The sequence below is a fragment of the Leisingera sp. ANG59 genome, assembly GCF_013317235.1.
In the GTDB taxonomy this organism is placed as follows: domain Bacteria; phylum Pseudomonadota; class Alphaproteobacteria; order Rhodobacterales; family Rhodobacteraceae; genus Leisingera.
In genome coordinates, this window is record NZ_WLCM01000008.1 from 152689 (window position 1) to 173195 (window position 20507).

Genomic DNA, 20507 nt, shown 5'->3' on the forward strand with positions numbered 1-20507 from the left:
AACCCGTTTACGTCTTGCGCAGCAGTTCCAGCGCGGCGGCGTGGATCTCCGCATTGGCCGCGGCCAGGGCACGGCCGCCATTGTGGGCCGGGTTGCCGTCCCAGTCAGTCACGATGCCGCCGGCCGCCTGGATCACCGCAATCGGCGCCTGAATGTCATAAGCGTTGAGGCCGGCCTCGATCACCAGATCCGCCTGGCCTGCCGCCACCAGCGCATAGGCATAGCAATCCATGCCGTAGCGCGTGAGCTTGGCTTGCGCCGCGACGCGTTCAAAGCCTGCGCGCTCTTCAGAGGTTCCGATTTCGGGGAAGGTGGTGAACAGAATCGCATCCGAGAGCGCAGCGGTGCTGCGGGTTTTCAAGGGCATTTCGCCCAGCGGGCCGGTCATCGAAGCGATCTCCGCTCCGCCGCAGAAACGCTCTCCGGTGTAGGGCTGGTCGATCACGCCGAGGAACGGGCCGGTTTCATCCGCCAGTGCAATAAGCACCCCCCAGGTGGGCGTGCCGCTGATGAAGCCGCGGGTGCCGTCGATCGGGTCCAGCACCCAGGTGCGGCCGGAACTGCCAGCCTTGGCACCGAACTCCTCGCCCAGAATGCCGTCCAGAGGGCGCAGCTCTGCCAGCACCGCGCGCATCGCCTGTTCGGCGGCGCGGTCGGCCACTGTCACCGGATCAAACCCGCCTTCGAGCTTGTTCTCGGCATTCAAGGAGGAAGTTCTGAAATGCGGCAGGATGGCAGCGCGCGCCGCGTCTGCCATCCTGTTCGCTACGTCAAGGTCCGTGAGTGATGCCTGTGTCATACCCGAACGGGTGCCACTCAGGCGCTTTTATTGCAAGCGCAAACCCCGCCACTCACCGGTTTTGCGCTGCAATTCCCTGACCTGCCCGGATCCAGGTCCGGGCCATGCTCCGTCTCAGGCGACGTCGCTCAGCACGCGGGCCAGTTCAAACAGGCGGCGGCGCTGATTTTCCGGGATCGAATAATAGGACCGCACCAGATCAAGGGCTTCCTTGTCCCCCATCAGATCCTCAGGCACGGAGGCCTTTTCGGCCGGGGCCTTGCCTTCTTCCTGCAAGCCTTCAAAGAAGAAGCTCACCGGCACTTCAAGTGCATCGGAAATGTCCCAAAGGCGGGACGCGCTGACCCGGTTGGCTCCGGTTTCATACTTCTGAATTTGCTGGAACTTGATGCCGACCTGCTCGGCGAGCTGCTGCTGCGTCATGCCAATCAGCCACCGGCGGTGGCGGATGCGCTTTCCCACATGCACGTCTACGGGATGAGCCATGCGTTTCTCCTAACTGTCATTGTGGCCAAAACCCGGACCGCTCTACCAATCAAACTGTTCTGGAAGCTTCAAATGCTTGCCGGAAACTCGTTTCCCCATCAGCGCGATCAGTCTTCAACCTCTGAGCAAAAGTGTACAACCCTTGCGGTTGATTGCAAGGCCACCGTCACCCCTTACGGGGCCTTATAACCCAAGCGCATGATTTCATGCAGCATTTTTTTAAATGTTTTATTGCCAACCCGCTGCGGATCGCGTACCTCCCCAGAAATAGCGAGGTGCAGCCCGCAGGCGAGCACCGGCAGTGTGCCCCGGCGAATCAAGCCGATTCCCGCAAAAGGTGAGGAGAACACATGCAGGCTTTCCAAGTCTCCGCTTTTGACAGCCCGGCCGCCCTGACGGAAACGCACTGCCCGGCCCCCGGTCCGGGCGAAGCGGCCGTTGCCCTTCACGCCTGCGGCCTGAACTTTGCCGATCTGCTGATGATGAAGGGCTCGTATCAGGATACGCCGGAGCCGCCCTTCACCCTGGGCCTGGAAGCAGCCGGGGTGGTGACAGCGCTTGGCGATGGCACGGAAGGCTTTGACGTTGGCGACCGGGTGGCGGTCTTCGGCGGCTCCGGAGGGCTGGCAGAGGCCGGTGTCTTCGATGCCGCGCGGCTGATCCGGATTCCGGATTCGATGAGTTTCGAACATGCTGCGGCCATGCAGATCGCCTACGGCACCAGCCATATGGCGCTGGATCACTGCGCCCGTCTGCAGCCGGGAGAAACGCTGCTGGTCACCGGCGCGGCGGGTGGTGTCGGGCTGACCGCGGTGGAGATCGGCAAGCTGATGGGCGCCACGGTGATCGCCCAGGCCCGCGGCCGGGACAAGCTGAATGTGGCCGCTGCCGCAGGCGCCGACCACCTGGTTGATGCCGGCCAGGACCTGCGCAGCGCGGTAAAGGCGCTTGGCGGGGCCGATGTGGTCTATGACGCCATTGGCGGCGATGTGTGGAAGGCCGCCTTCCGCTCTGCCAATCCCGGCGCGCGGCTGCTGCCGGTGGGCTTTGCCGGCGGCGAGGTGCCGCAGATACCGGCCAACCATCTGCTGGTGAAAAACCTGACCGTGATCGGTTTCTACCTGGGCGGCTACATGAAATTCCGCCCCGATGCGGTGCGCCAGTCCTTCGAGACGCTGTTTGCCTGGCACGGCGAAGGCCGCATCAAGCCGCATATCAGCCACACGCTGCCACTGGCGCAGGCCGCGGAGGGGCTGGAACTGCTGCGCAGCCGCAAATCCACCGGCAAGGTGGTGATCACCATGGGCGGCAGCTGACGAGCTGCACGGGCGCTTCAGCAGCGGCGCTTCTCCCGCCCGCCGACAGCGCATTCCCGCGAAATGCACTGCAGCGGTTAGACCAGGCTCGGCGCCAAGGACGCGCTGGCGAAGCCAGGGCAGCCTGCTGGCGCGGGAGCTCCGCCCTGCCCGGCGGCACCGGCATATTCCTTGCGGAGGCCCGGACCTGAACCGCAGCCATGCGCTTCGCCAAAGGGTCAGCTGGCGGCCCTCAGCGGTGTGGCCCACAGCCCCTGGAAGCCTTGCCGGATGAACTCGGCCAGCTCCTCGACATAGGGCGCCCGTACGCGCTCTGCCCCGTAGAGGTTGATGTGCTGCATGGGCAGCTCAGGCAGGCCGCAGCTCTGGGTGATCAGCTCCTGGTATGACGGCTGAGTGCCCTCCAGCAGCACGCCGACGGCCAGATCGGCACTGACAGTTGCCTCAACAGTGCGGTCGGAATCGCTGTCCAGTGCCATTTCCCATTCGATGCCGGCCTCATCCAGCGCCGCCGTCGCCACCGGGCGGAAGCTGCAGTTGCGGCAGAAACCGAGCCGCAGGGGACGCTGCCGCCAGACCGCCCCGTCCGGCGCGCCGACCCAGCGCAGCGGCATGCTGTGGATCGTCTCGCCGCCCTCGCCTGCGCCGGTTTCTGTGGTCAGGATCAGGTCGAAGGCGCCGCGCGCAAACTCCGTCTTCAGGTCGCGGGTGTTGGAGGTGCAAAGGTTCACGTTGACCCGCGGGTAGCTGAGGCTGAACCGCTTCAGCACCTGCGGGATGACCGGATGCACCACGTCATGCGGCACCCCCAGCAGCACTTCGCCCTCAAAGGCCTGGTCGGTCAGCCGGCTGATCACCTCGTCATTCAGCGCCACCATCTTGCGGGCATAGCCCAGCATCTGCTCGCCTTCCGCCGTCAGCGCAATGGTGCGGCCGGACCGGTCCAGCAGTTCCAGCCCCAAGAGCTCCTCCAGCCGCTTCATCTGCATCGAGACCGCCGACTGGGTCAGATGCAGGAAACCAGCGGCGCGGGTCACCCCGCCGTATTCCGCCACCGCCACAAAAGAGCGGAGCGTGGTGATATCGAGATTTCTTACCATCACAAAACCTGATTCATTGGATCAAAAACATTCGTTTTAAAAATATGCCATACCGGCCCATATTCATCAACACAATTGATCGCCCAAAAGGGAAGCATCACAAACACAACTGAAGGACCAAAGCCATGACTCTCGCAACCTCCGCCTGCTCCTCCTCCTGCACCGCCGCCAAGCCGCAGCTGTCCCTGACCGCGCGCCTGCGCCTTCACCTGACCGCCTGGCGCCAGCGCCGCCAGCTGGCGCGGCTGGATGCGCGCGCCCTGGAGGATATCGGCGTGACCCGCGCCCAGGCGGACGCAGAGGCGCGCGGCGGGTTCTGGAAAGCGCCGGATCACTGGAGCCACTGAGACGGCCTGGCCTCAGCCAGCACCCACTTTTCAGACGGGCTGCCGCCGCGCAGCCCGTTTGGTTGTTTTTCATGTATTTCTTTGCTCGAAATACTTGAACCGAACTCCGCTTCACCCGATATTTGGCAGGAAAGCTGCGGCCCGCGGTCCTGTACGTGTGCCGGCAGCGAGGGAGTAGATTACGGAGACCATTCCAAATGGCACAATTCGACACCATCCGCTCTGCCGCAGGCGCCCGCGCCCAGCAGATTGATGAGGGCCTGCGCGCCCATATGAACAAAGTCTATGCCACCATGTCGGCAGGCACGTTCATCACCTTCCTGGCCGCCTGGGCGATTGCCGGGCTGGCGGTCACTTCGGACCCGGCCAACGCCGTGGCCCAGCTGAGCGCTGACAAGTACCTGACCAACATCGGCTATGCGCTGTACGCGTCGCCGCTGAAGTGGGTCATCATGTTTGCACCGCTGGCCTTTATCTTCGGCATCGGCGCTGCCGCCAACCGCATGTCCGCAGCCGGCGTGCAGCTGCTGTTCTATGTCTTCGCGACCGTGATGGGCCTGTCGATCAGCTCGATCTTCCTGGTCTTCACCGGCGAAAGCATCGTGCAGGTGTTCCTGATCACCTCCATCGCCTTTGCGGGCCTGTCGCTGGTGGGCTATACCACCAAGAAGGACCTTTCGGGCATGGGCGCCTTCCTGATTATGGGCCTGATCGGCCTGATCGTGGCCTCAATCGTCAACATCTTCCTGGCGTCCTCCGCCATGGCGTTTGCGATCTCGGTGATCGGTCTGCTGATCTTTGCGGGCCTGACCGCATATGACACCCAGCGCATCAAGAACGACTACCTGCAGATGGCCCACGCGGGCGACCAGGAGTGGCTGGCAAAGTCCGCGATCATGGGCGCGCTGAGCCTCTATCTGGACTTCATCAACATGTTCATGATGCTGCTCCAGCTGCTTGGCAACCGCGAATAACCGCAGGCCACACACCAAAACAGCAAGGGGCGGATCACAAGGATCCGCCCCTTTTCATTTGGACAACAATAACAAGGGGAACACCCATGAAAATCATTGAGATCCCGGCGGCAGAGGCAGACCGTTTGCTGCCGCTTCTGCAGGACCTTCACGCCCTGCACGCCGAGCATCAGCCGGAGCGCCACGTTCCAGCGCCCGGCAGCAGCGATCTGGCCGCCTGGCTGCAGGACTGGCTGCAGCAGGACAACGTCTTTGCCCTGGCCGCAGAAAGCCCCCAGGGGGCGCTGCTGGGCTATCTTATCTATGAATTGCAGGACCGCCCCGCCCTGCCCGTCCGCGCCGCCGAGAAACGCGCCATGCTACACCACATCTCGGTGACCGAAGCCTGGCGCCGGATGGGCGTCGGCAAGGCGCTGGTGGAGGCGATGAAGACGCGGGCGCTGGCAGAGGGCGCCACGGTGATTGCGGCCACCTATGCGCCGTTCAACAGCGCCTCGGCGGCGCTGATGCAGGGCATGGGGATGGAACCGGTGCTGACCGTGGCAGAGTGGCGCGCCTGAGGTCAGGAACCGGAACAATCAAGACCGGCGGAGATGGCAAATGCCCCCTGCCGGCCTGCAACCTTACGGAGGGTTCCCTCCATGCGGCAGCCAGAGGCGCTGCGGAGCAGCTCACTCAGCTCCGCCTCCGCGATTTCGGGCAGAACCGGCACCGGGCTGGTTTCAGGGACGCTCAGCACCGCCACACCGGCACTGCCTGAGCGCACTAGGTTCAACGCCAGCCTGCGCCCGTTCAAGCGCACAAAGCTTGCTTCCAGCGCCTCTCCCTGCCGCGGTGCTCCCGCCGCAACCGGCAAGGGTATTGCAGTGACGGGCGGTGGCAACGGCACCGCCACCTTTGCCTCAAAGAAACTTGAGACCGGTGCCCCGGCCAATGACAGTACCGCTGCCAGCAACAAAACCCTCACAACACATCCACCCGTTTACTTTTACCCACGGTTGTCAGTCTAATCGGCAAATGGGGCAACAAGATGCCGGGCTGTCGGGTAATCCCCGCGGCATTTTCCAACAATTGAAGGCAGCAGGCAGATGAAGCAGCCCGCATCCCAAAAGAAAACGGGCCGCGCTGCGCGCGACCCGTTTCCGGAAATCATCTCGTAAGGAAGGCTTACTTGATTTTGCCTTCTTTGTACTCGACGTGCTTGCGCACAACCGGGTCATACTTACGCACAACCATTTTCTCGGTCATGGTGCGTGCGTTTTTCTTGGTCACATAGAAGTGGCCGGTGCCCGCGCTCGAGTTCAGGCGGATCTTGATGGTGGTCGGCTTCGCCATGGTGCTTCTCCTGCGTCCGAAAAGGCAGGGGCCTCTCGGTAAATTCCTATCTGAAGCCCGGCTTTTACCCGCCCTGCGCCCCAAGTCAACAGCCAAATCGCCCGGAACTCACCCCGGAAGGCCGATTCTGCCTCCCCGGGAGGCGGAACCGGGGCTTCAAGCGGCTTCCCCCAGCAAGGACGCGGTGAAACATGGCCTTAACAGCTGTTTGCCCCATTTCATCGGCATACCTAGCCGCGCCACACACCGAAAGCCCTGCCGATGCCTGAGCACAGGGAACCCCGCCAGACAGATCCGCAGCCGAATCTTCTGGTGCGCGCTGTCGCGGGCTTCACGATCTCTCTGCGTTACAAGCTTCTGGCAGCCTTTCTGACCGGAACCGGATTGGTGATTGCCCTCGCTCTGCTTGGATTGCAAACACTGCAGCAAGCGAACGAGCGGACCAAGCAGCTGATCCGAGACCAGCAGCAGATCGCGGCTTATAACCGGTTTTATCAAAGCGCGGGCGACGCGCTGGCCTTTGCACTTGCCAGCATTTCAGAAACACCAGGACGCATGGGACTGCCTGCGGCACAGGCCTTGAATGAAGCCAATGACCTGACGGTCATTGTCGCCCGCCATGTGCGGCAAGTGGAGCGGCAGAACCTGCCCCGGGACGAGCGGCTGTCCGACCTGCAGCGGACTGCGCAGCGCCTGCCGCCTGCCGCATCAGCCCTTGCACAGGCGCGTCAGACCGGCGGCACAGCGCGTGTGGCTGACCTGGTCGAAAAGCAGTTCACCCCGATCGCCCTGAGCATTCAGCGCGATGCCTATACAATCGCCAAGGATATTGAGGCCCGGATGAACCTGCGCGCACAAGAGACCGCACGGGCCTACGTCCGCGCCCGGGCCTTGGTCATCGGGGCGAGCGTGGCCGCGGTTCTGCTATCGCTGCTCGCGGGCTATGCAATTTCCTCCTCCGTGCTGTGGCCGGTGGAGCAGATCGGCCGCACCCTGAGTGCTGTCGCCTCCGGGAATTTCACGGCCAAGGCCACGGTTCCCAACCGGGATGAATTCGGCGGGCTGGCACGGAACGTGAACAGCATGAGCCGGGAGCTGGGCGCCCTGTACGAGGAGGTCAATGCGCAGAAGGAGGAGCTGCAATCCTGGAACAGCCAGCTGGAGCGCAAGGTGGCGCAGCAGGTCGCCGAACTGGAGCGGACTAACCGGCTGCGCCGCTTCCTGCCGGAGCCGGTGGCGCAGATGATCGTGGAGGCGGGCAGCGGCAGCACCCTGCTGAACAGCCAGCGCCGCACCGTGACGGTTCTGTTTGCCGACCTGCGCGGCTTTACCGCCTTTGCCAGCGCGGTTGCGCCGGAGCAGGTGATTGCTGCGCTCAACGCCTTCCACCAGGCCGCCGGTCCGCTGATTGAACAGGCAGGCGGCACGCTGGAGCGGTTCCTGGGCGACGGCCTGCTGGTACTGTTCAACGCGCCGCTGCCCTGCGAGGACCCGGCCGGGCAGGCGCTGGCGCTGGCGCAGCAGATGCAGGCGGCCTTTCCCGGCGCCCTGAGACTGTTTCAAACCGGCGGCAGCCGGATCGGACTGGGGATCGGGCTTGCCACCGGCGAGGCGACGCTGGGCCAGATCGGTTTCGAAGGGCGGCTGGACTATGCGGCAATCGGCGCGGCGCCGAACCTGGCGGCCCGGCTCTGCGAGCAGGCGCAAAGCGGGCAGATCCTGCTGTGCGAGGCCACCGCCCAGGCCATTGGCGCCGGCCTGCAGAAAGCCGGCAGTTTCGAGTTGAAGGGCATACCCGGAGCAGCCGCTGCCTATGAACCGGAAAAACGCGCAGAAGGCCTGTAAGCCGGATCCTGTCCCCCCTGCCCCGTAAGGCAGGGATCGATGGCCATTCATCTAGGCGGCGCATTGCTGCGCCGCTCAAGCTGCCAACCCGGTCCCTCTCGGCTGAAGCGAACCTAGCGGCGGTATCCCGGCGGACCGGAACCAGCCCGCGCGGGGACCCTATTTGGCATTGCTCCCGGTGGGGCTTGCCGTGCCGCCCCTGTTGCCAGGGGCGCGGTGGGCTCTTACCCCACCGTTTCACCCTTACCAGCCCGGAGGCTGGCGGTCTGTTTTCTGTGGCGCTTTCCGTCGGGTTTCCCCGCCCGGGCGTTACCCGGCACCGCTGCTTCATGGAGTCCGGACTTTCCTCGCGGAGCGGACGCTCCCCGCGGCCATCCAGCCTTCTGCGCGAGGGGAGGCGTAGGAACAACGGCGCACGGCGTCAAGCGGATAGTACAGAACCAGGCCGTTCCTTCAGGCGAGCGGCAGGAAGTCTTCGGCCGTGAGCGGACCGCGCGCCCAGGGGCGGAACCGGAGGCGCACGGCGGCCAGCAGCGTTTCATCATCTGAAGGCGCCGTGAAACCGGCGGTGGCGGCGGCGGCGCGGAAGTGCGCGAAGGTCACCGTCTGCGGCAGAGGTGCGCCCCCGCCATCCGCAGCCAGGCCCTGCCGGGCCAGGCGCGCCCAGTCAAAGCGGGGGCCGGGGTCGCACTTTCTCCCCGGCGCCATGCAGGAATGACCGATCACCCCCTCAGGCGGAATGTCCCGGCGCTGCATGATGCCGCGCATCAGCGCCTCAAGCGCCGCCATCTGCGGTTCGCTGAACGGGTGGCTGCCGAGGTTGTCGAGTTCGATGCCGATGGAGCGGGAATTGATGTCTTCCTGCCCTGCCCACTCGCCTGCGCCTGCATGCCAGGCGCGGCAGTCTTCTGCCACCATCTGCCATAGGGTGCCGTCTGCACCAATCAGGTAGTGGGCAGAAACCTCCGCAACCGGATCGCACAGCCGCTCCAGTGCGGCCTCAGCGGTCTCCATGGCGGTGTAGTGCAAAACAATCAGGGACGGCGTCAGGCCGTCCCTGCGGGGCCCGAAGTTCGGGCTGGGATGCCAGAGGGCGCCTGACTGATCAGGCGTCATCAGTTCTGGACGGCCAGCCGGTAGGGGGCCGGATCCCAGCCGCAGGCAAAACCGTCGCCATCCGGGTCCAGCGCCTTGCGGTCGCGCTCCGGGCCGCCGCTCTCGAGGAAGGCAACCTGGGCCTGGTCCGGCGAAGCGAATTCGGCGCAGTTGCGCGCGCTGCGGGCCTTCAGGTTGATGCCTGCGCGGGTGTAGAGGCGCACGCCCTTGGGGTTGGAGGTGCTGAGCGCGTATTTGACGATGTTCGGCCCGCTATCGCCGGCGCGTTCCGGCACCGCGGTCGGCTGCACCTGCTGGTACTGCGACCGCTGGCGCTGCAACCGCTCAGCATCGCTTTCGATGGACTGGCGCGAGGCCACTGCCTCAAAGTCGTTCTCGTCGGAAATGCCCGCGTTGCCGCTCATCTGCGGCGCCGGGTTGGCGGGGCTGGCATCCAGCGGCGCCGTGCCGGAAGTGCTGCGGGACGCGGCAAGGGCGGCCTCGGTCTGGCGGGCAATATCGGCGTCGCTGGAAGACACCGCAGCGGTGCTGAAGGTGCCGGCCGTGGTATTGGAGCCGCTGCTGCGCGGCGCAGCCCCTGACGGGGACGGCACGGACTCTGTCGATACCCGTGCAGGCGGCACCAGCGGATCGCCATTGATGGTCGTGCCGGCGGCCGGCGGCGGTGCAAACGGGTCGCCGTCGATGCCAACGCCCGCGGCGCTGTCCGGAACCTGAGGGGAACAGGCAGCCATAACCAGAAGGCTGCCTGCGGCGGCGTAAGATGCGAATGCGCGCATGGGGTACCTGTCAGCTCTGCTCAATTGCTTGCGCAGAGGTTTACCACCATTGCTGCGGCTTGGCTACAAAGCCGGCCGCATTCTCCAGCGCATAGGCAGTGTTCAGCAGATCGCCCTCTTCCCAGGGTTTGCCAATGAGCTGCAGACCCAGCGGCAGGCCTTGGGAATCCAAGCCTGCAGGCACCGCAACACCGGGCAGGCCTGCCAGATTCACGGTAACGGTAAAGACGTCGTTCAGATACATCTGCACCGGATCCGCCTCGGTCATCTCGCCCAGGCCAAAGGCCGCGGACGGGGTGGCGGGGGTCAGGATCGCATCGACGCCGGCAGCAAAGGCGTCCTCGAAGTCCTTCTTGATCAGGGTGCGGACGCGGCGGGCGCGGTTGTAATAGGCGTCGTAGAAGCCTGCCGACAGCACGTAGGTGCCGACCATGACGCGGCGTTGCACCTCATGGCCGAAGCCCTCGGCGCGGGTCTTCTCGTACATCTCGGTGATGCCGTCGCCCGCTTCCAGCGTGGCGCGGCGGCCGTAGCGGACACCGTCGTAACGCGCCAGGTTCGAAGACGCCTCTGCCGGGGCAATCACGTAATAGGCGGGCAGCGCATATTTGGTGTGGGGCAGCGAGATATCGACGATCTCGGCACCGGCTGCTTTCAGCATCTCGGCGCCGTCGGCCCACAGCTTCCCGATCTCGCCCGGCATGCCGTCCATGCGGTATTCCTTGGGGATACCGATCTTCTTGCCGCGGATGTCGCCGGTCAGCATCGCTTCGAAATCCGGCACCGCCAGTTCGGCAGAGGTCGAATCCTTGGGGTCGTGGCCGCACATGGCTTCCAGCATGATGGCAGCATCACGCACCGATTTGGTCATCGGCCCGGCCTGATCCAGCGAGGAGGCAAAGGCGACAATGCCCCAGCGCGAGCAGCGGCCGTAGGTCGGCTTGATGCCGACGGTGCCGGTAAAGGCCGCAGGCTGGCGGATCGAGCCGCCGGTGTCGGTGCCGGTGGCCGCCAGGCAGAGGTCGGCGGCAACGGCAGATGCGGAGCCGCCGGAGGAGCCGCCCGGGGTCAGCTGGGCGTCGTCATTGCCGCGGCGCCAGGGGCTGACGGCATTGCCGTAGACGGAGGTTTCGTTGGAGGAGCCCATGGCGAACTCATCCATGTTCAGCTTGCCCAGCATGACGGAACCGGCATCGGCCAGTTTCTGCGAAACCGTGGATTCATACTCCGGCTTGAAGCCTTCGAGGATCTTCGAGGCCGCCTGCGAGGGCACGCCTTTGGTGCAGAACAAGTCCTTGATGCCGACCGGCAGGCCGCACATGGAGGGGGCACCGCCCGCCTTGATGCGCTCGTCCGCAGCCTTGGCACGTTCCATTGCAATCTCGGGCGTCTTGTGCACGAAAGCATTGAGCGCATCAGCCGCGTCTATCGCCTTAAGGCAGGCTTCGGTCAGTTCAACGGAAGTGGTTTCGCCCTTGCGCAGCGCGTCGCGGGCCTCTGCCAGGCCCAGTTTGTTCAGATCGCTCATGTGTCTTACTCCACGACTTTGGGCACTGCGAAGAAGCCTTCGCGGGCGTCCGGCGCATTGGCCAGAACCTTGTCCTGCTGGCTGCCGTCGGTGACTTCATCCGCGCGGCGCTTGAGGCGCTGCGGGGTGACGGAGGTCATCGGCTCGACGCCCTCGACATCCACCTCGTTCAGTTGCTCGATGAAGCCCAGGATGTTGTTGAACTCGTCTGCCAGCGCCGGCAGCGCGTCGTCCTCGACCTTGATCCGGGCCAGTTTGGCCACCTTGGCGGCGGTGCTTTGGTCAATCGACATGGAAACCCTCATCTGGTGTTGGGTAGGCATTTACCGCCGTGCCGCCTGCGCTGCAAGCCGGCATGGGGCGTTCGCTGCGTTGCGCCGGCTTAACGGCGCCAGCGCGGCAAATTATCCGCAGGCTTCAATTCCATTTCGCAACAGGCCTGTTAGGCTTCCGCCAAGGACAACGGGAGGAGAAATGCGATGAAGATCATTTGGCTGGGCCATGGCTCATTCCGTATCGAAACAGGCGGCCTGGCGCTGCTGGTGGACCCCTGGCTGAGCGGCAACCCGGTGCTGCCGGAAGGCCAGCACGAAGCGGCGATTGCGGGCGCTACCCATATTCTGCTGACCCATGTGCATTTCGACCATGTGGTGGACGTGCTGCCGCTGGCAAAACGGCTGGAGGTGCCGGTGGTCGGGCAATACGACCTGATGGGCCTTTGGGGCGAGACCGAGGGCGTGCAGACCACCGGCTTCAACAAGGGCGGCACGGTGGACCTGGGCGGGGTCAAGGTTGCGATGGTACCGGCCTCGCACAGCTCCACCTTCAACACCCAGGACGGCCTGCGCACCGGCGGTTCGGAAGTGGGTTATATGCTGATGGCGGAAGGCAAGACGGTCTATCTGTCCGGCGACACCGCGATCATGGCCGACATGGAGTGGATGGGCGATTACTACAAACCGGACGTTGGCATCCTGTCGGCGGGCGGCCATTTCACCATGGACATGAATCAGGCGGCCTACGCGGCCAAGCGGTACTTCAACTTCAAGACGGTGATTCCCTGCCACTACAAGAGCTTCCCGGTCCTGGAGCGGGACGCCAAGGATCTGATCGAAGGGCTGCCCGGCGTCGATGTCATCGAGCCGGAAGTGATGAAGGCGATCGAAATCTGACCTGTCCGAGCGCGCGGAAAACCTCCCGCCCGCCGCCGGATCTGCCSGGCAGATCCGCTCCCGTTGGGTGTGGCGCCGGGCCTGGCGGCCCGGCGCGGGCGGAGATCAGGCCGCCGGTTTCATCTGCGGCACAGTAAAGGCCTGCCGGACGTTGGCGGCCTTTTCGCGGCAGATGCAGCCGCGGGCGTGGTCGTTGATCAGCCCCATCGCCTGCATGAAAGCAAAAACCGTGGTCGGGCCGACGAATTTCCAGCCGCGTTTCTTGAGCGCCTTGGACAGCGCCACGGACTCGGGACTGGTGGAGGCGGTCTGCGGCTCCGGCAAACCCTCCGGCTTTGGCTCATAGCTCCAGAAGAACGCCGCCAGCGACCCCGCCTCTGCCACCAGTTCCTGCGCGCGGGCGGCGTTGTTGATCACCGCCTCGATCTTGCCGCGGTGGCGGATGATGCCCTTATCCTGCAGCAGCCGCTCCACATCCGTCCCGCCGAATTTCGCCATCTCGTTGAAATCAAACCCGGCAAAGGCGGCGCGGAAGTTCTCGCGCTTGTCCAGAATGGTGCGCCAGCTGAGGCCGGACTGGAAGCTTTCGAGGCAGACCTTCTCAAACAGGCGGATGTCGTCTCCAACCGGGTAGCCCCATTCCTCGTCGTGGTACCGCAGGAAATCGGGGGCCGAGGCGCTCCAGGCGCAGCGGGGATGGCCATCGGCGGCGGTGACGGTGCGGCTCATTCGCCGCCCCGCAGGAAATCAAGCCGGGGATCCATCATGGTGGGCGCCACGCCGATGATTTCCGGCTCCACCACACCGCTGGTCACAAAAGGATCCTGCGCGATGCGGGCGGCCAGTTCCTCTTCGCCTTCACCTACGGCGAGGATCGCACCGCCCTCGCCATCGGTCATGGACCCGGCGGCAAGGAACACCCCGTCCTCAAATCCTTGCTGCAGCCAGGCCTTGTGCCCCTCCAGAAACTCGGCCAAGTGGTCCTTCTGCGCCGCAAGTGAAAGCAAAATAAAATACATGAGTATCTCCTGTGGTGTGTGTCAGGCAGGGTGATCCTTTGGCAGCTGATCCTGAAGCCAATTCAGCATCAGCTCTACTTCCCGGTTGATGAATTCCACATCACGGAACGCCTGCGCCAGCGTTGCCGCCCCCTGGCTGCGCGCCAGCAGGTGCATCGCCAGGGCATCCGATTCCGCGCCGCAGCCCATCTCCCCGAACTGGCCGCGGAGCCAGGTCCGGAACAGGGTGAAGATGGCATTGGCCTGATCCTGCGCCGCATGGTCCAGTTTGCTCAGTTCCGCCACCAGCGTGCCGACCGGGCAGCCGTAGAGAGTGATCTTGGCCTGGTTGGCGATCAGGATCCGGATGAAGCAGATGATCCGCTGTTGCGGACTGCCGCCCTCTGCCTGCCAGCCGTTCAGCATGGCGCGTATATTGGCCATGCGGCGCGCGATCACCGCTTCAAGGATCTCGTCCTTGGTCTTGAAATGATAATAGAAATTGCCGCGTGAGATGCCGACAGCCGCAGCAATATCCGCAAATGACGTGGCCTCGAACCCGCGCTCATAAAACAGCTGGTCGGCGGCTTCCGCGATCCGGTCTTTGGTGGTTTGCTGCGCCATCCGGCCCCTTTAGGACAATTGACCTAACCCCTTCTTAGGACAATCGCCCTAATCCGGCAACAGCAAAGTCAACCGCGGCGCATCACCTCAGCGCTCAGCGTTTCTGTGCGAAGAACTCCTTAAGCAGTGCGCTGGCCTCGCCTTCCGCAATCCCGTCATAGACTTCCGGCGCGTGATGCGCCTGCGGATGGGAGAACACGCAGGCACCATGTGCCACGCCGCCGGATTTGGGGTCGGCGGCACCATAGTACACCCGGCGGATGCGGGCGGCAGCAATTGCAGCGGCGCACATGGCACAAGGCTCCAGCGTCACATAGAGGTCATAGCCGGTGAGACGCTCACTGCCCAAAGCGGCACAGGCCTCGCGGATGGCCAGGATCTCGGCGTGGGCGGTGGGGTCGTTCAGCTCGCGGGTGCGGTTGCCCGCAAGGGCGGCGACGCTTCCGTCCGGCGCGATCAGCGCAGCGCCCACGGGAACCTCGCCGCGCGCTGCGGCCTCGCGCGCCTGGTCCAGCGCCTTGTCCATATGCGATTTGAATGCCATGCCCCTTCCTGCCCGCGATTGCCCGCTTTCGCAAGGCAGCGGAATGCTCTATGGCACAGGCATGAGCAAAACACCCGCATCCCCCAAGGGCAAACCAGGCCCGAAATCCCAGCCCCGCAAGGCTGCCGCCAAACCAGAGGCTGGCGCCTCGCCTGAGGGCGACCGCATCGCCAAGGTCCTGTCGCGCGCGGGTGTTGCCTCGCGCCGCGAGGCTGAGCGCATGATCGCCGAGGGCCGCGTGTCGGTGAACGGCAAGAAGATCGACAGCCCTGCGCTGAACGTGACCGCCGCAGACCGGATCAGCGTTGATGGACAGCCGCTGCCGGAGGCCGAGGCGCCGCGGATGTGGCTGTATTACAAGCCCACCGGTCTGGTGACATCGAACAGCGACGAAAAGGGCCGCAAGACCATCTTCGACGAGCTGCCGGAGGACATGCCGCGGGTGATGACGGTGGGACGGCTCGACCTCAACTCCGAAGGGCTCTTGCTGCTCACCAACGACGGCGGCATCAAGCGCAAGCTGGAGCTGCCTTCGACCGGCTGGCTGCGCCGCTACCGGGTGCGGATCAACGGCCGCCCGAAGGACGAGGATTTCTCCCCCTTGCGCAAAGGCCTGGTGATCGAGGGCGAGAAGTTCCAGCCGATGACCGTGTCGCTGGACCGCCAGCAGGGTGCCAATGCCTGGCTGACCGTAGGCCTGCGCGAAGGCAAGAACCGCGAGATCCGCCGCGCGATGGAGGATATCGGCTTTACCGTGAACCGCCTGCTGCGGGTGTCCTACGGGCCGTTCCAGCTGGGTGACCTGAAACCGGGCGAGGTCGAGGAGCTGCGCCCGCGTGTGGTGCGCGACCAGCTGGGGCTGGAGCCGGAAGAGGAAAAACCGGCGGCCAGGCCCACCCGCTCCCGCGGCGGCAAGCCTGCTGGCAGGCCGATGGGAAATCCGGCCGGAAAACCGACAGGAAAGGCACCGGGAAGACCGGGCAAACCCACTGGAAAACCTGCCGATCCGCGCGGCGGACGCCCCGCCCTGCGCGGCGGCGGCAAAGGCCCGGGCGGCAAGAATCCCCGCCGCTGAGCCGAATCCTGCAGACTTCCCCCTAGCAACACCGACTGCTATCCCCTAGATTTCCAATCAGTTAATCTTTGCTGGCGGTTTGGGGGGACTTTCGCGTGCAGAAACTTGCCTATGCTGCCCTGATGATCCTGATGCTGGGCCTCAGCACCGGCTGGATCGTGGGAGGCTGACCGCATGGCACAGCGTTACGGCGGCAAATACAGCCCCGGCAGCGACCCCGGGTTGCAAAACTCCGCTCCCAGGCAGTCTTACCGCAATGCCCAGGTGGATCCGGTCGGGGTGCGCGCCAACGTGATGTTTGTGCCGCCCGCCATCCTGGCATTGCTGTCATTAAACGACGGCGCCACTGGCCTGGCGCTGGGGCTGATCGGTGCGGGCCTGTGGACCGGCGGCGCCTTCCTGCTGCGCGAAGGGCTGAAGGCCGAAGCCGCCTATGCCGCCCGCAAGGTGGCGCGCAAGCCAGCCCTGCCCCGCAAGATCCTGGCAGCGCTGCTGGCAGGCGGCGGCGCGGCGCTGGCGGCGTGGAAAGCAGAGCCCGGCATCCTGATTGCCGCCATCTACGGCGCCGCGGCAGCAGGTCTGCACATCACCGCCTTCGGCATCGACCCGCTGCGCGACAAGGGCGTGGAGGGGGTCGACGGTTTCCAGCAGTCCCGGGTGGCCCGCGCGGTGGATGAGGCGGAGCAGAGCCTTGCCGCGATGACAGATGCCGCCCTGCGCGCCCGCGACCGCCGGGTGGAAGCGCGGGTGGAGCAGTTCCAGTCCGTCGCCCGCGAGCTGTTCCGCACGGTGGAAGAAGACCCGCGCGACCTGACCGCCGCCCGCAAGTACCTGACCGTCTATCTGCAGGGCGCCCGCGATGCGACGGTGAAATTCGCCGACATCTATGCCCGCAGCCAGGACGCCCAAGCCCGCGCCGATTACCTGGCGCTGCTGGACGACCTGGAACAGAATTTTGCCGCGCGCACCCGCAAGATGCTGGTGGAGGACCGCGCCGACCTGACCATTGAAATTGAAGTGCTGCGCGACCGTTTGCAGCGTGAAGGGGTCCATCTGGACCGGAATTGATTAGCGAGGAAGCCGTTCATGTCCGAAGCCGTTCAACAGAAAGCCGCCGAGGCCGAAGCCTTGGTCACGGAAGTCACCGCCATTGAACTGCCTGAACCCGTGGCTGAGGTGCAGCCGCTGGAGCAGGCCGATGAACCGACCAGCGAGGCGATCCGGCAGCGGATGGATCAGATCGACATGGGCGATACCAATTCGATCATCCATTTCGGCTCAGCCGCGCAGGAAGAGCTGCAGACCATCAGCCAGGCGATGCTGTCCGATGTGCGTAACAAGGATGTGGGTCCTGCGGGCGACTCCTTACGCAACATCGTGGCCACGATCCGCGGCTTTTCGGTCTCCGAACTGGACGTGCGCCGCAAGGCGACCTTCTGGGAGCGGCTGTTGGGCAAGGCCACGCCTTTCGTGAAATTCACCGCGCGGTATGAAACCGTGCAGGGGCAGATCGACCGGATCACCGACGACCTCCTTGGCCACGAGCACACCCTGCTGAAGGACATCAAGTCGCTCGACCTTCTCTATGAAAAGACGCTGCAGTTCTATGATGAGCTGGCGCTCTATATCGCGGCGGGCGAAGCCAAGCTGGCAGAGCTGGACAGCACCGCGATCCCGGCCAAGGAGGCCGAGGTGGAGGCCGCGCCGGAAGGCGACCAGGTGATGAAGGCGCAGGAGCTGCGCGACCTGCGCGCCGCCCGCGACGATCTGGAGCGGCGGGTACACGACCTGAAGCTGACCCGCCAGGTCACAATGCAATCGCTGCCCTCGATCCGGCTAGTGCAGGAGAACGACAAGTCGCTGGTGACCAAGATCAACTCGACCCTGGTGAACACCGTGCCGCTGTGGGAAACCCAGCTGGCGCAGGCGCTGACCATCCAGCGCTCGGCCCAGGCCGCTGCTGCGGTGCGCGACGCCAATGACCTGACCAATGAGCTGTTGACCTCCAACGCCGCCAACCTGCGCCAGTCGAACGAGATGATCCGCCAGGAGATGGAGCGCGGCGTCTTTGACATCGAAGCGGTGAAACAGGCCAATGCGGACCTGATCGGCACCATTCAGGACAGCCTCAAGATCGCCGATGAAGGCAAGGCCAAACGCGCTGCTGCCGAGGAAGAGCTGCAGAAGATGGAGGCGGAGCTGCGCGACACGCTGGCCGCCGCCAAGGCGCGGCGCGACGGGGTTGGCGACAACGCCGGCACCGCTGTGCCGGGTTAAGAAAGGCAGCGGGAGTGCAGGCAATCCATACACTTTGGAAGAGCGCAGCGGCCTTTGCCGGGCTAGCCGCTTTAAGCGCATGCCTGCCCTTTGACCAGGCAGAATCTCTAGTGCCGCAGGCCCGGCCTGCAGTGCCCCAGCCTGCGGTCTACAAACCCTCTGCCGACAGCGCCCAGCTGGCCTACTACTACAACGCACTGGAGCGGGACCTGCTGACCCGCGGCCTCTTGCGCACCGACGGCGGCGGCCCGGACACTCCCTATGACGCAGAGGATCTGGCTAGAAGCTTTGAACAGCTGGCGTTTTATGACGAATACGGAGGCGCAGGCATTGCCGACGGGCTTGGCCGCTGGGCCGGCCCGGTAAGGATCGCAGCGGAATTCGGCCCCTCGGTGCAAGCAGAACAGCGGGACCGGGACCGGGATACACTCGCCGACTATGCGGCGCGGCTGGCGCGGATCACCGGCCACTCCGTCAGCACCGTCAGCGGGCGGGCCAATTTCCACGTGATTTTTGCCAGCCTCGACGACAGCGCCTATGTCGCCGAGCGGGTGCGGGAACTGTTGCCCGCAATCAGCGCGCGCGACCTGTCGCTGCTGGCCGCGCCGCCGCGCAGCTTTTACTGCCTGGTGGTGGCAGGCGGGCCGCAAAGCGATCCGCTGTCCTATACCCGCGGGGTGGCGCTGATCCGGGCCGAACACCCCGACCTGGTGCGCAAGAGCTGCGTGCACGAGGAAGTGGCGCAAGGCCTGGGCCTCAGGAACGACAGCCCGCGCGCGCGCCCCTCGATCTTTAACGACGACGACGAATTTGCGCTGCTGACCAGCTTTGACGAAAAGCTGCTGCAGATGCTGTATGATCCAAGACTTAAGGCGGGGATGAGCCTGGAAGAGGCCCGCCCCATCATCCGCATTCTCGCCCGCGAGGCGATGGGCCGGGAATTGTAGGCCGCCACAGGAAGAGGACCTGAAACATGGGTATTTTCGATTTTCTCAAAGGCGAATTCATTGATGTCATTCACTGGGTGGATGACACCCATGACACCATGGTCTGGCGGTTCGAACGCGAGGGCCATGAGATCAAATACGGCGCCAAGCTGACGGTGCGCGAGGGCCAGGCGGCAGTGTTCGTGCACGAGGGCCAGCTGGCGGATGTGTTCACGCCGGGTCTCTACATGCTCGAGACCAACAACATGCCCATCATGACCACGCTGCAGCACTGGGACCACGCCTTCCAGTCGCCGTTCAAGTCTGAAGTCTACTTTGTCGACACCACCCGCTTCAGCGACCTGAAATGGGGCACCAAGAACCCGATCATCTGCCGCGACCCCGAATTCGGCCCGGTGCGGCTGCGCGCCTATGGTACCTACACGATCAAGGTGGCGGACCCTGCCCGCTTCCTGACCGAGATCGTCGGCACCGACGGCGAATTCACCATGGACGAGATTTCCTACCAGATCCGCAACATCATCGTGCAGGAATTCTCCCGCGTGATTGCAGGCTCCGGCATCCCGGTGCTGGACATGGCCGCCAATACCGCCGACCTGGGCAAGCTGGTGGCGGCGGAGATTTCCGGCACCCTGGCGGACTACGGCCTGATGATGCCGGAGCTGTACATTGAGAACATCTCGCTGCCGCCTGCGGTGGAGGAGGCGATGGACAAGCGCACCCAGATGGGCGTGCTGGGCGATCTGGGCCGCTACACCCAGTTTTCCGCAGCCGAGGCGATGACCGCCGCGGCCAAGACCCCGAACAGCGGCATGGGCGCAGGCCTCGGGATGGGCATGGGAATGGCGATGGCGCAGCAGATGGGCCAGGCGCTGCAGGGAGGCGCGGCTTCTCAGGCAGCGGGTCAGCCGTCCGGCCCATGGGGCGCACGGCCCGAACCCGCTGCACCGCAAAGGTCAGCGCCCGCGGCCCCGCCCCCGCCGCCGGTGGAGCATGTCTGGCACATCGCGGTGGACGGCCAGACCTCCGGCCCGTTCTCCAAGGCGCGGATGGGGCGGATGGCGCAGGACGGCACGCTGACGCGTGAAACCCATGTCTGGACCCCCGGCCAGGACGGCTGGAAACGCGCAGGCGAAGTGATGGAGCTGGCGCAGCTGTTCACCATCCTGCCGCCCCCCCCGCCTCCGCCAGCGCCGCCAGCCGGGTAGCACCTTCAAGAGGGCGGCAGACTGCCGCCCCCGCCAC

The 20507-nt window shown here is 64.8% G+C and carries 23 protein-coding genes, 1 other RNA gene and 1 pseudogene; 11 read left to right on the plus strand and 14 right to left on the minus strand.

The window, feature by feature from the left end; genetic code table 11:
• Positions 1-7: 7 nt before the first annotated feature.
• The 3 genes from hisN to GKC28_RS10065 form a co-directional block, all read right to left on the minus strand.
• On the minus strand, positions 8-799 hold the full coding sequence (gene hisN / locus GKC28_RS10055; RefSeq protein ID WP_174146769.1) for a histidinol-phosphatase: 792 nt from the start codon (positions 797-799) through the stop codon (positions 8-10).
• Between the two features lie 114 nt (positions 800-913).
• Positions 914-1285: a helix-turn-helix domain-containing protein gene (locus tag GKC28_RS10060; protein WP_019295723.1), complete on the minus strand. Its 372-nt coding sequence runs from the start codon at positions 1283-1285 to the stop codon at positions 914-916.
• A 173-nt stretch (positions 1286-1458) separates the two neighbouring features.
• Entirely contained in the window at positions 1459-1650 is a 192-nt protein-coding gene (locus GKC28_RS10065) for a hypothetical protein (protein ID WP_174146770.1), read from the minus strand.
• On the opposite strand from GKC28_RS10065, the gene GKC28_RS10070 reads away from it, so the two are divergent.
• Complete coding sequence (locus GKC28_RS10070; protein WP_174146771.1) at positions 1636-2601, plus strand: NADPH:quinone oxidoreductase family protein; 966 nt, start codon at positions 1636-1638, stop codon at positions 2599-2601. The two genes, GKC28_RS10065 and GKC28_RS10070, sit on opposite strands and share 15 nt — an antisense overlap.
• Before the next feature lie 218 nt (positions 2602-2819).
• Here GKC28_RS10070 and GKC28_RS10075 read toward each other — a convergent pair whose 3' ends face one another.
• On the minus strand, positions 2820-3701 hold the full coding sequence (locus GKC28_RS10075) for a LysR family transcriptional regulator (protein WP_174146772.1): 882 nt from the start codon (positions 3699-3701) through the stop codon (positions 2820-2822).
• A gap of 125 nt (positions 3702-3826) precedes the next feature.
• Here GKC28_RS10075 and GKC28_RS10080 point away from each other — a divergent pair, with 125 nt between their 5' ends.
• The 3 genes from GKC28_RS10080 (at position 3827) to GKC28_RS10090 (ending at position 5582) form a co-directional block, all read left to right on the plus strand.
• Entirely contained in the window at positions 3827-4048 is a 222-nt protein-coding gene (locus GKC28_RS10080; RefSeq protein WP_174146773.1) for a DUF1127 domain-containing protein, read from the plus strand.
• A 197-nt stretch (positions 4049-4245) separates the two neighbouring features.
• A complete protein-coding gene (locus GKC28_RS10085; RefSeq protein ID WP_174146774.1) occupies positions 4246-5022 on the plus strand; it encodes a Bax inhibitor-1/YccA family protein in 777 nt (258 codons plus the stop codon).
• Positions 5023-5108: 86 nt separating this feature from the next.
• Positions 5109-5582 (plus strand): GNAT family N-acetyltransferase, encoded by a 474-nt coding sequence (locus tag GKC28_RS10090; RefSeq protein ID WP_174146775.1) that lies wholly within the window; start codon positions 5109-5111, stop codon positions 5580-5582.
• A gap of 607 nt (positions 5583-6189) precedes the next feature.
• Here GKC28_RS10090 and rpmG read toward each other — a convergent pair.
• Positions 6190-6357: a 50S ribosomal protein L33 gene (rpmG, locus tag GKC28_RS10095; RefSeq protein WP_008554190.1), complete on the minus strand. Its 168-nt coding sequence runs from the start codon at positions 6355-6357 to the stop codon at positions 6190-6192.
• Between the two features lie 840 nt (positions 6358-7197).
• Between rpmG and GKC28_RS26820 the strand changes: the two are divergent.
• Positions 7198-8088: pseudogene (locus GKC28_RS26820) on the plus strand (adenylate/guanylate cyclase domain-containing protein); the annotation flags it as partial.
• Positions 8089-8183: 95 nt separating this feature from the next.
• Here GKC28_RS26820 and rnpB read toward each other — a convergent pair.
• The 5 genes from rnpB to gatC all read right to left on the minus strand — a co-directional run bounded on the left by rnpB (position 8184) and on the right by gatC (position 11918).
• An RNA gene (rnpB, locus tag GKC28_RS10110) (RNase P RNA component class A) lies at positions 8184-8589 on the minus strand.
• Positions 8590-8655: 66 nt separating this feature from the next.
• Positions 8656-9318 carry an N-acetylmuramoyl-L-alanine amidase gene (locus GKC28_RS10115; RefSeq protein ID WP_174146776.1) on the minus strand — a complete coding sequence of 221 codons (663 nt, stop codon included), beginning with the start codon at positions 9316-9318 and terminating at the stop codon, positions 8656-8658.
• Entirely contained in the window at positions 9318-10097 is a 780-nt protein-coding gene (locus GKC28_RS10120; RefSeq protein WP_174146777.1) for an excalibur calcium-binding domain-containing protein, read from the minus strand. The genes GKC28_RS10115 and GKC28_RS10120 overlap by 1 nt, the downstream gene beginning before the upstream one ends.
• A 40-nt stretch (positions 10098-10137) precedes the next feature.
• Positions 10138-11625, minus strand: a complete 1488-nt coding sequence (gene gatA, locus GKC28_RS10125; protein WP_174146778.1) for an Asp-tRNA(Asn)/Glu-tRNA(Gln) amidotransferase subunit GatA — start codon at positions 11623-11625, stop codon at positions 10138-10140.
• 5 nt (positions 11626-11630) lie between these two features.
• On the minus strand, positions 11631-11918 hold the full coding sequence (gene gatC, locus GKC28_RS10130; RefSeq protein ID WP_039186076.1) for an Asp-tRNA(Asn)/Glu-tRNA(Gln) amidotransferase subunit GatC: 288 nt from the start codon (positions 11916-11918) through the stop codon (positions 11631-11633).
• 186 nt (positions 11919-12104) lie between these two features.
• Here gatC and GKC28_RS10135 point away from each other — a divergent pair, with 186 nt between their 5' ends.
• On the plus strand, positions 12105-12797 hold the full coding sequence (locus GKC28_RS10135; protein WP_174146779.1) for a metal-dependent hydrolase: 693 nt from the start codon (positions 12105-12107) through the stop codon (positions 12795-12797).
• 105 nt (positions 12798-12902) lie between these two features.
• On the opposite strand, the gene GKC28_RS10140 is transcribed toward GKC28_RS10135, so the two are convergent.
• From GKC28_RS10140 to GKC28_RS10155, 4 genes are all read right to left on the minus strand, one after another.
• Positions 12903-13526, minus strand: a complete 624-nt coding sequence (locus GKC28_RS10140; RefSeq protein ID WP_174146780.1) for a DNA-3-methyladenine glycosylase I — start codon at positions 13524-13526, stop codon at positions 12903-12905.
• A complete protein-coding gene (locus GKC28_RS10145; protein ID WP_174146781.1) occupies positions 13523-13816 on the minus strand; it encodes a YciI family protein in 294 nt (97 codons plus the stop codon). Before GKC28_RS10145 ends, GKC28_RS10140 begins: the two co-directional genes overlap by 4 nt.
• Positions 13817-13837: 21 nt before the next feature.
• The gene (locus GKC28_RS10150) at positions 13838-14419 is read right to left on the minus strand and encodes a TetR/AcrR family transcriptional regulator (RefSeq protein WP_174146782.1); all 582 of its coding nucleotides are present in this window, start codon (positions 14417-14419) and stop codon (positions 13838-13840) included.
• 94 nt (positions 14420-14513) lie between these two features.
• Entirely contained in the window at positions 14514-14963 is a 450-nt protein-coding gene (locus GKC28_RS10155) for a nucleoside deaminase (RefSeq protein WP_174146783.1), read from the minus strand.
• Between the two features lie 61 nt (positions 14964-15024).
• Here GKC28_RS10155 and GKC28_RS10160 point away from each other — a divergent pair, with 61 nt between their 5' ends.
• The 5 genes from GKC28_RS10160 (at position 15025) to GKC28_RS10180 (ending at position 20470) form a co-directional block, all read left to right on the plus strand.
• The gene (locus tag GKC28_RS10160) at positions 15025-16038 is read left to right on the plus strand and encodes a pseudouridine synthase (protein ID WP_174146784.1); all 1014 of its coding nucleotides are present in this window, start codon (positions 15025-15027) and stop codon (positions 16036-16038) included.
• Positions 16039-16212: 174 nt separating this feature from the next.
• Positions 16213-17106, plus strand: a complete 894-nt coding sequence (locus GKC28_RS10165; protein WP_174146785.1) for a 5-bromo-4-chloroindolyl phosphate hydrolysis family protein — start codon at positions 16213-16215, stop codon at positions 17104-17106.
• A gap of 18 nt (positions 17107-17124) precedes the next feature.
• Positions 17125-18315 (plus strand): toxic anion resistance protein, encoded by a 1191-nt coding sequence (locus GKC28_RS10170; RefSeq protein WP_174146786.1) that lies wholly within the window; start codon positions 17125-17127, stop codon positions 18313-18315.
• 131 nt (positions 18316-18446) lie between these two features.
• Positions 18447-19262: a DUF2927 domain-containing protein gene (locus tag GKC28_RS10175; RefSeq protein WP_368041109.1), complete on the plus strand. Its 816-nt coding sequence runs from the start codon at positions 18447-18449 to the stop codon at positions 19260-19262.
• Positions 19263-19288: 26 nt separating this feature from the next.
• Positions 19289-20470: an SPFH domain-containing protein gene (locus GKC28_RS10180; RefSeq protein WP_174146788.1), complete on the plus strand. Its 1182-nt coding sequence runs from the start codon at positions 19289-19291 to the stop codon at positions 20468-20470.
• Positions 20471-20507: the final 37 nt, after the last annotated feature.

Coding starts and splice junctions, on each gene's coding strand:
- GKC28_RS10060 (WP_019295723.1), bottom strand. CDS start 1,285: ATGGCTCATCCCGTAGACGTGCATGTGGGAAAGCGCATCCGCCACCGC.
- GKC28_RS10180 (WP_174146788.1), top strand. CDS start 19,289: ATGGGTATTTTCGATTTTCTCAAAGGCGAATTCATTGATGTCATTCAC.
- GKC28_RS10090 (WP_174146775.1), top strand. CDS start 5,109: ATGAAAATCATTGAGATCCCGGCGGCAGAGGCAGACCGTTTGCTGCCG.
- gatC (WP_039186076.1), bottom strand. CDS start 11,918: ATGTCGATTGACCAAAGCACCGCCGCCAAGGTGGCCAAACTGGCCCGG.
- GKC28_RS10070 (WP_174146771.1), top strand. CDS start 1,636: ATGCAGGCTTTCCAAGTCTCCGCTTTTGACAGCCCGGCCGCCCTGACG.
- GKC28_RS10155 (WP_174146783.1), bottom strand. CDS start 14,963: ATGGCATTCAAATCGCATATGGACAAGGCGCTGGACCAGGCGCGCGAG.
- GKC28_RS10075 (WP_174146772.1), bottom strand. CDS start 3,701: ATGGTAAGAAATCTCGATATCACCACGCTCCGCTCTTTTGTGGCGGTG.
- hisN (WP_174146769.1), bottom strand. CDS start 799: ATGACACAGGCATCACTCACGGACCTTGACGTAGCGAACAGGATGGCA.
- GKC28_RS10150 (WP_174146782.1), bottom strand. CDS start 14,419: ATGGCGCAGCAAACCACCAAAGACCGGATCGCGGAAGCCGCCGACCAG.
- GKC28_RS10085 (WP_174146774.1), top strand. CDS start 4,246: ATGGCACAATTCGACACCATCCGCTCTGCCGCAGGCGCCCGCGCCCAG.
- GKC28_RS10080 (WP_174146773.1), top strand. CDS start 3,827: ATGACTCTCGCAACCTCCGCCTGCTCCTCCTCCTGCACCGCCGCCAAG.
- rpmG (WP_008554190.1), bottom strand. CDS start 6,357: ATGGCGAAGCCGACCACCATCAAGATCCGCCTGAACTCGAGCGCGGGC.
- GKC28_RS10140 (WP_174146780.1), bottom strand. CDS start 13,526: ATGAGCCGCACCGTCACCGCCGCCGATGGCCATCCCCGCTGCGCCTGG.
- GKC28_RS10160 (WP_174146784.1), top strand. CDS start 15,025: ATGAGCAAAACACCCGCATCCCCCAAGGGCAAACCAGGCCCGAAATCC.
- GKC28_RS10145 (WP_174146781.1), bottom strand. CDS start 13,816: ATGTATTTTATTTTGCTTTCACTTGCGGCGCAGAAGGACCACTTGGCC.
- GKC28_RS10115 (WP_174146776.1), bottom strand. CDS start 9,318: ATGACGCCTGATCAGTCAGGCGCCCTCTGGCATCCCAGCCCGAACTTC.
- GKC28_RS10135 (WP_174146779.1), top strand. CDS start 12,105: ATGAAGATCATTTGGCTGGGCCATGGCTCATTCCGTATCGAAACAGGC.
- GKC28_RS10120 (WP_174146777.1), bottom strand. CDS start 10,097: ATGCGCGCATTCGCATCTTACGCCGCCGCAGGCAGCCTTCTGGTTATG.
- gatA (WP_174146778.1), bottom strand. CDS start 11,625: ATGAGCGATCTGAACAAACTGGGCCTGGCAGAGGCCCGCGACGCGCTG.
- GKC28_RS10165 (WP_174146785.1), top strand. CDS start 16,213: ATGGCACAGCGTTACGGCGGCAAATACAGCCCCGGCAGCGACCCCGGG.
- GKC28_RS10170 (WP_174146786.1), top strand. CDS start 17,125: ATGTCCGAAGCCGTTCAACAGAAAGCCGCCGAGGCCGAAGCCTTGGTC.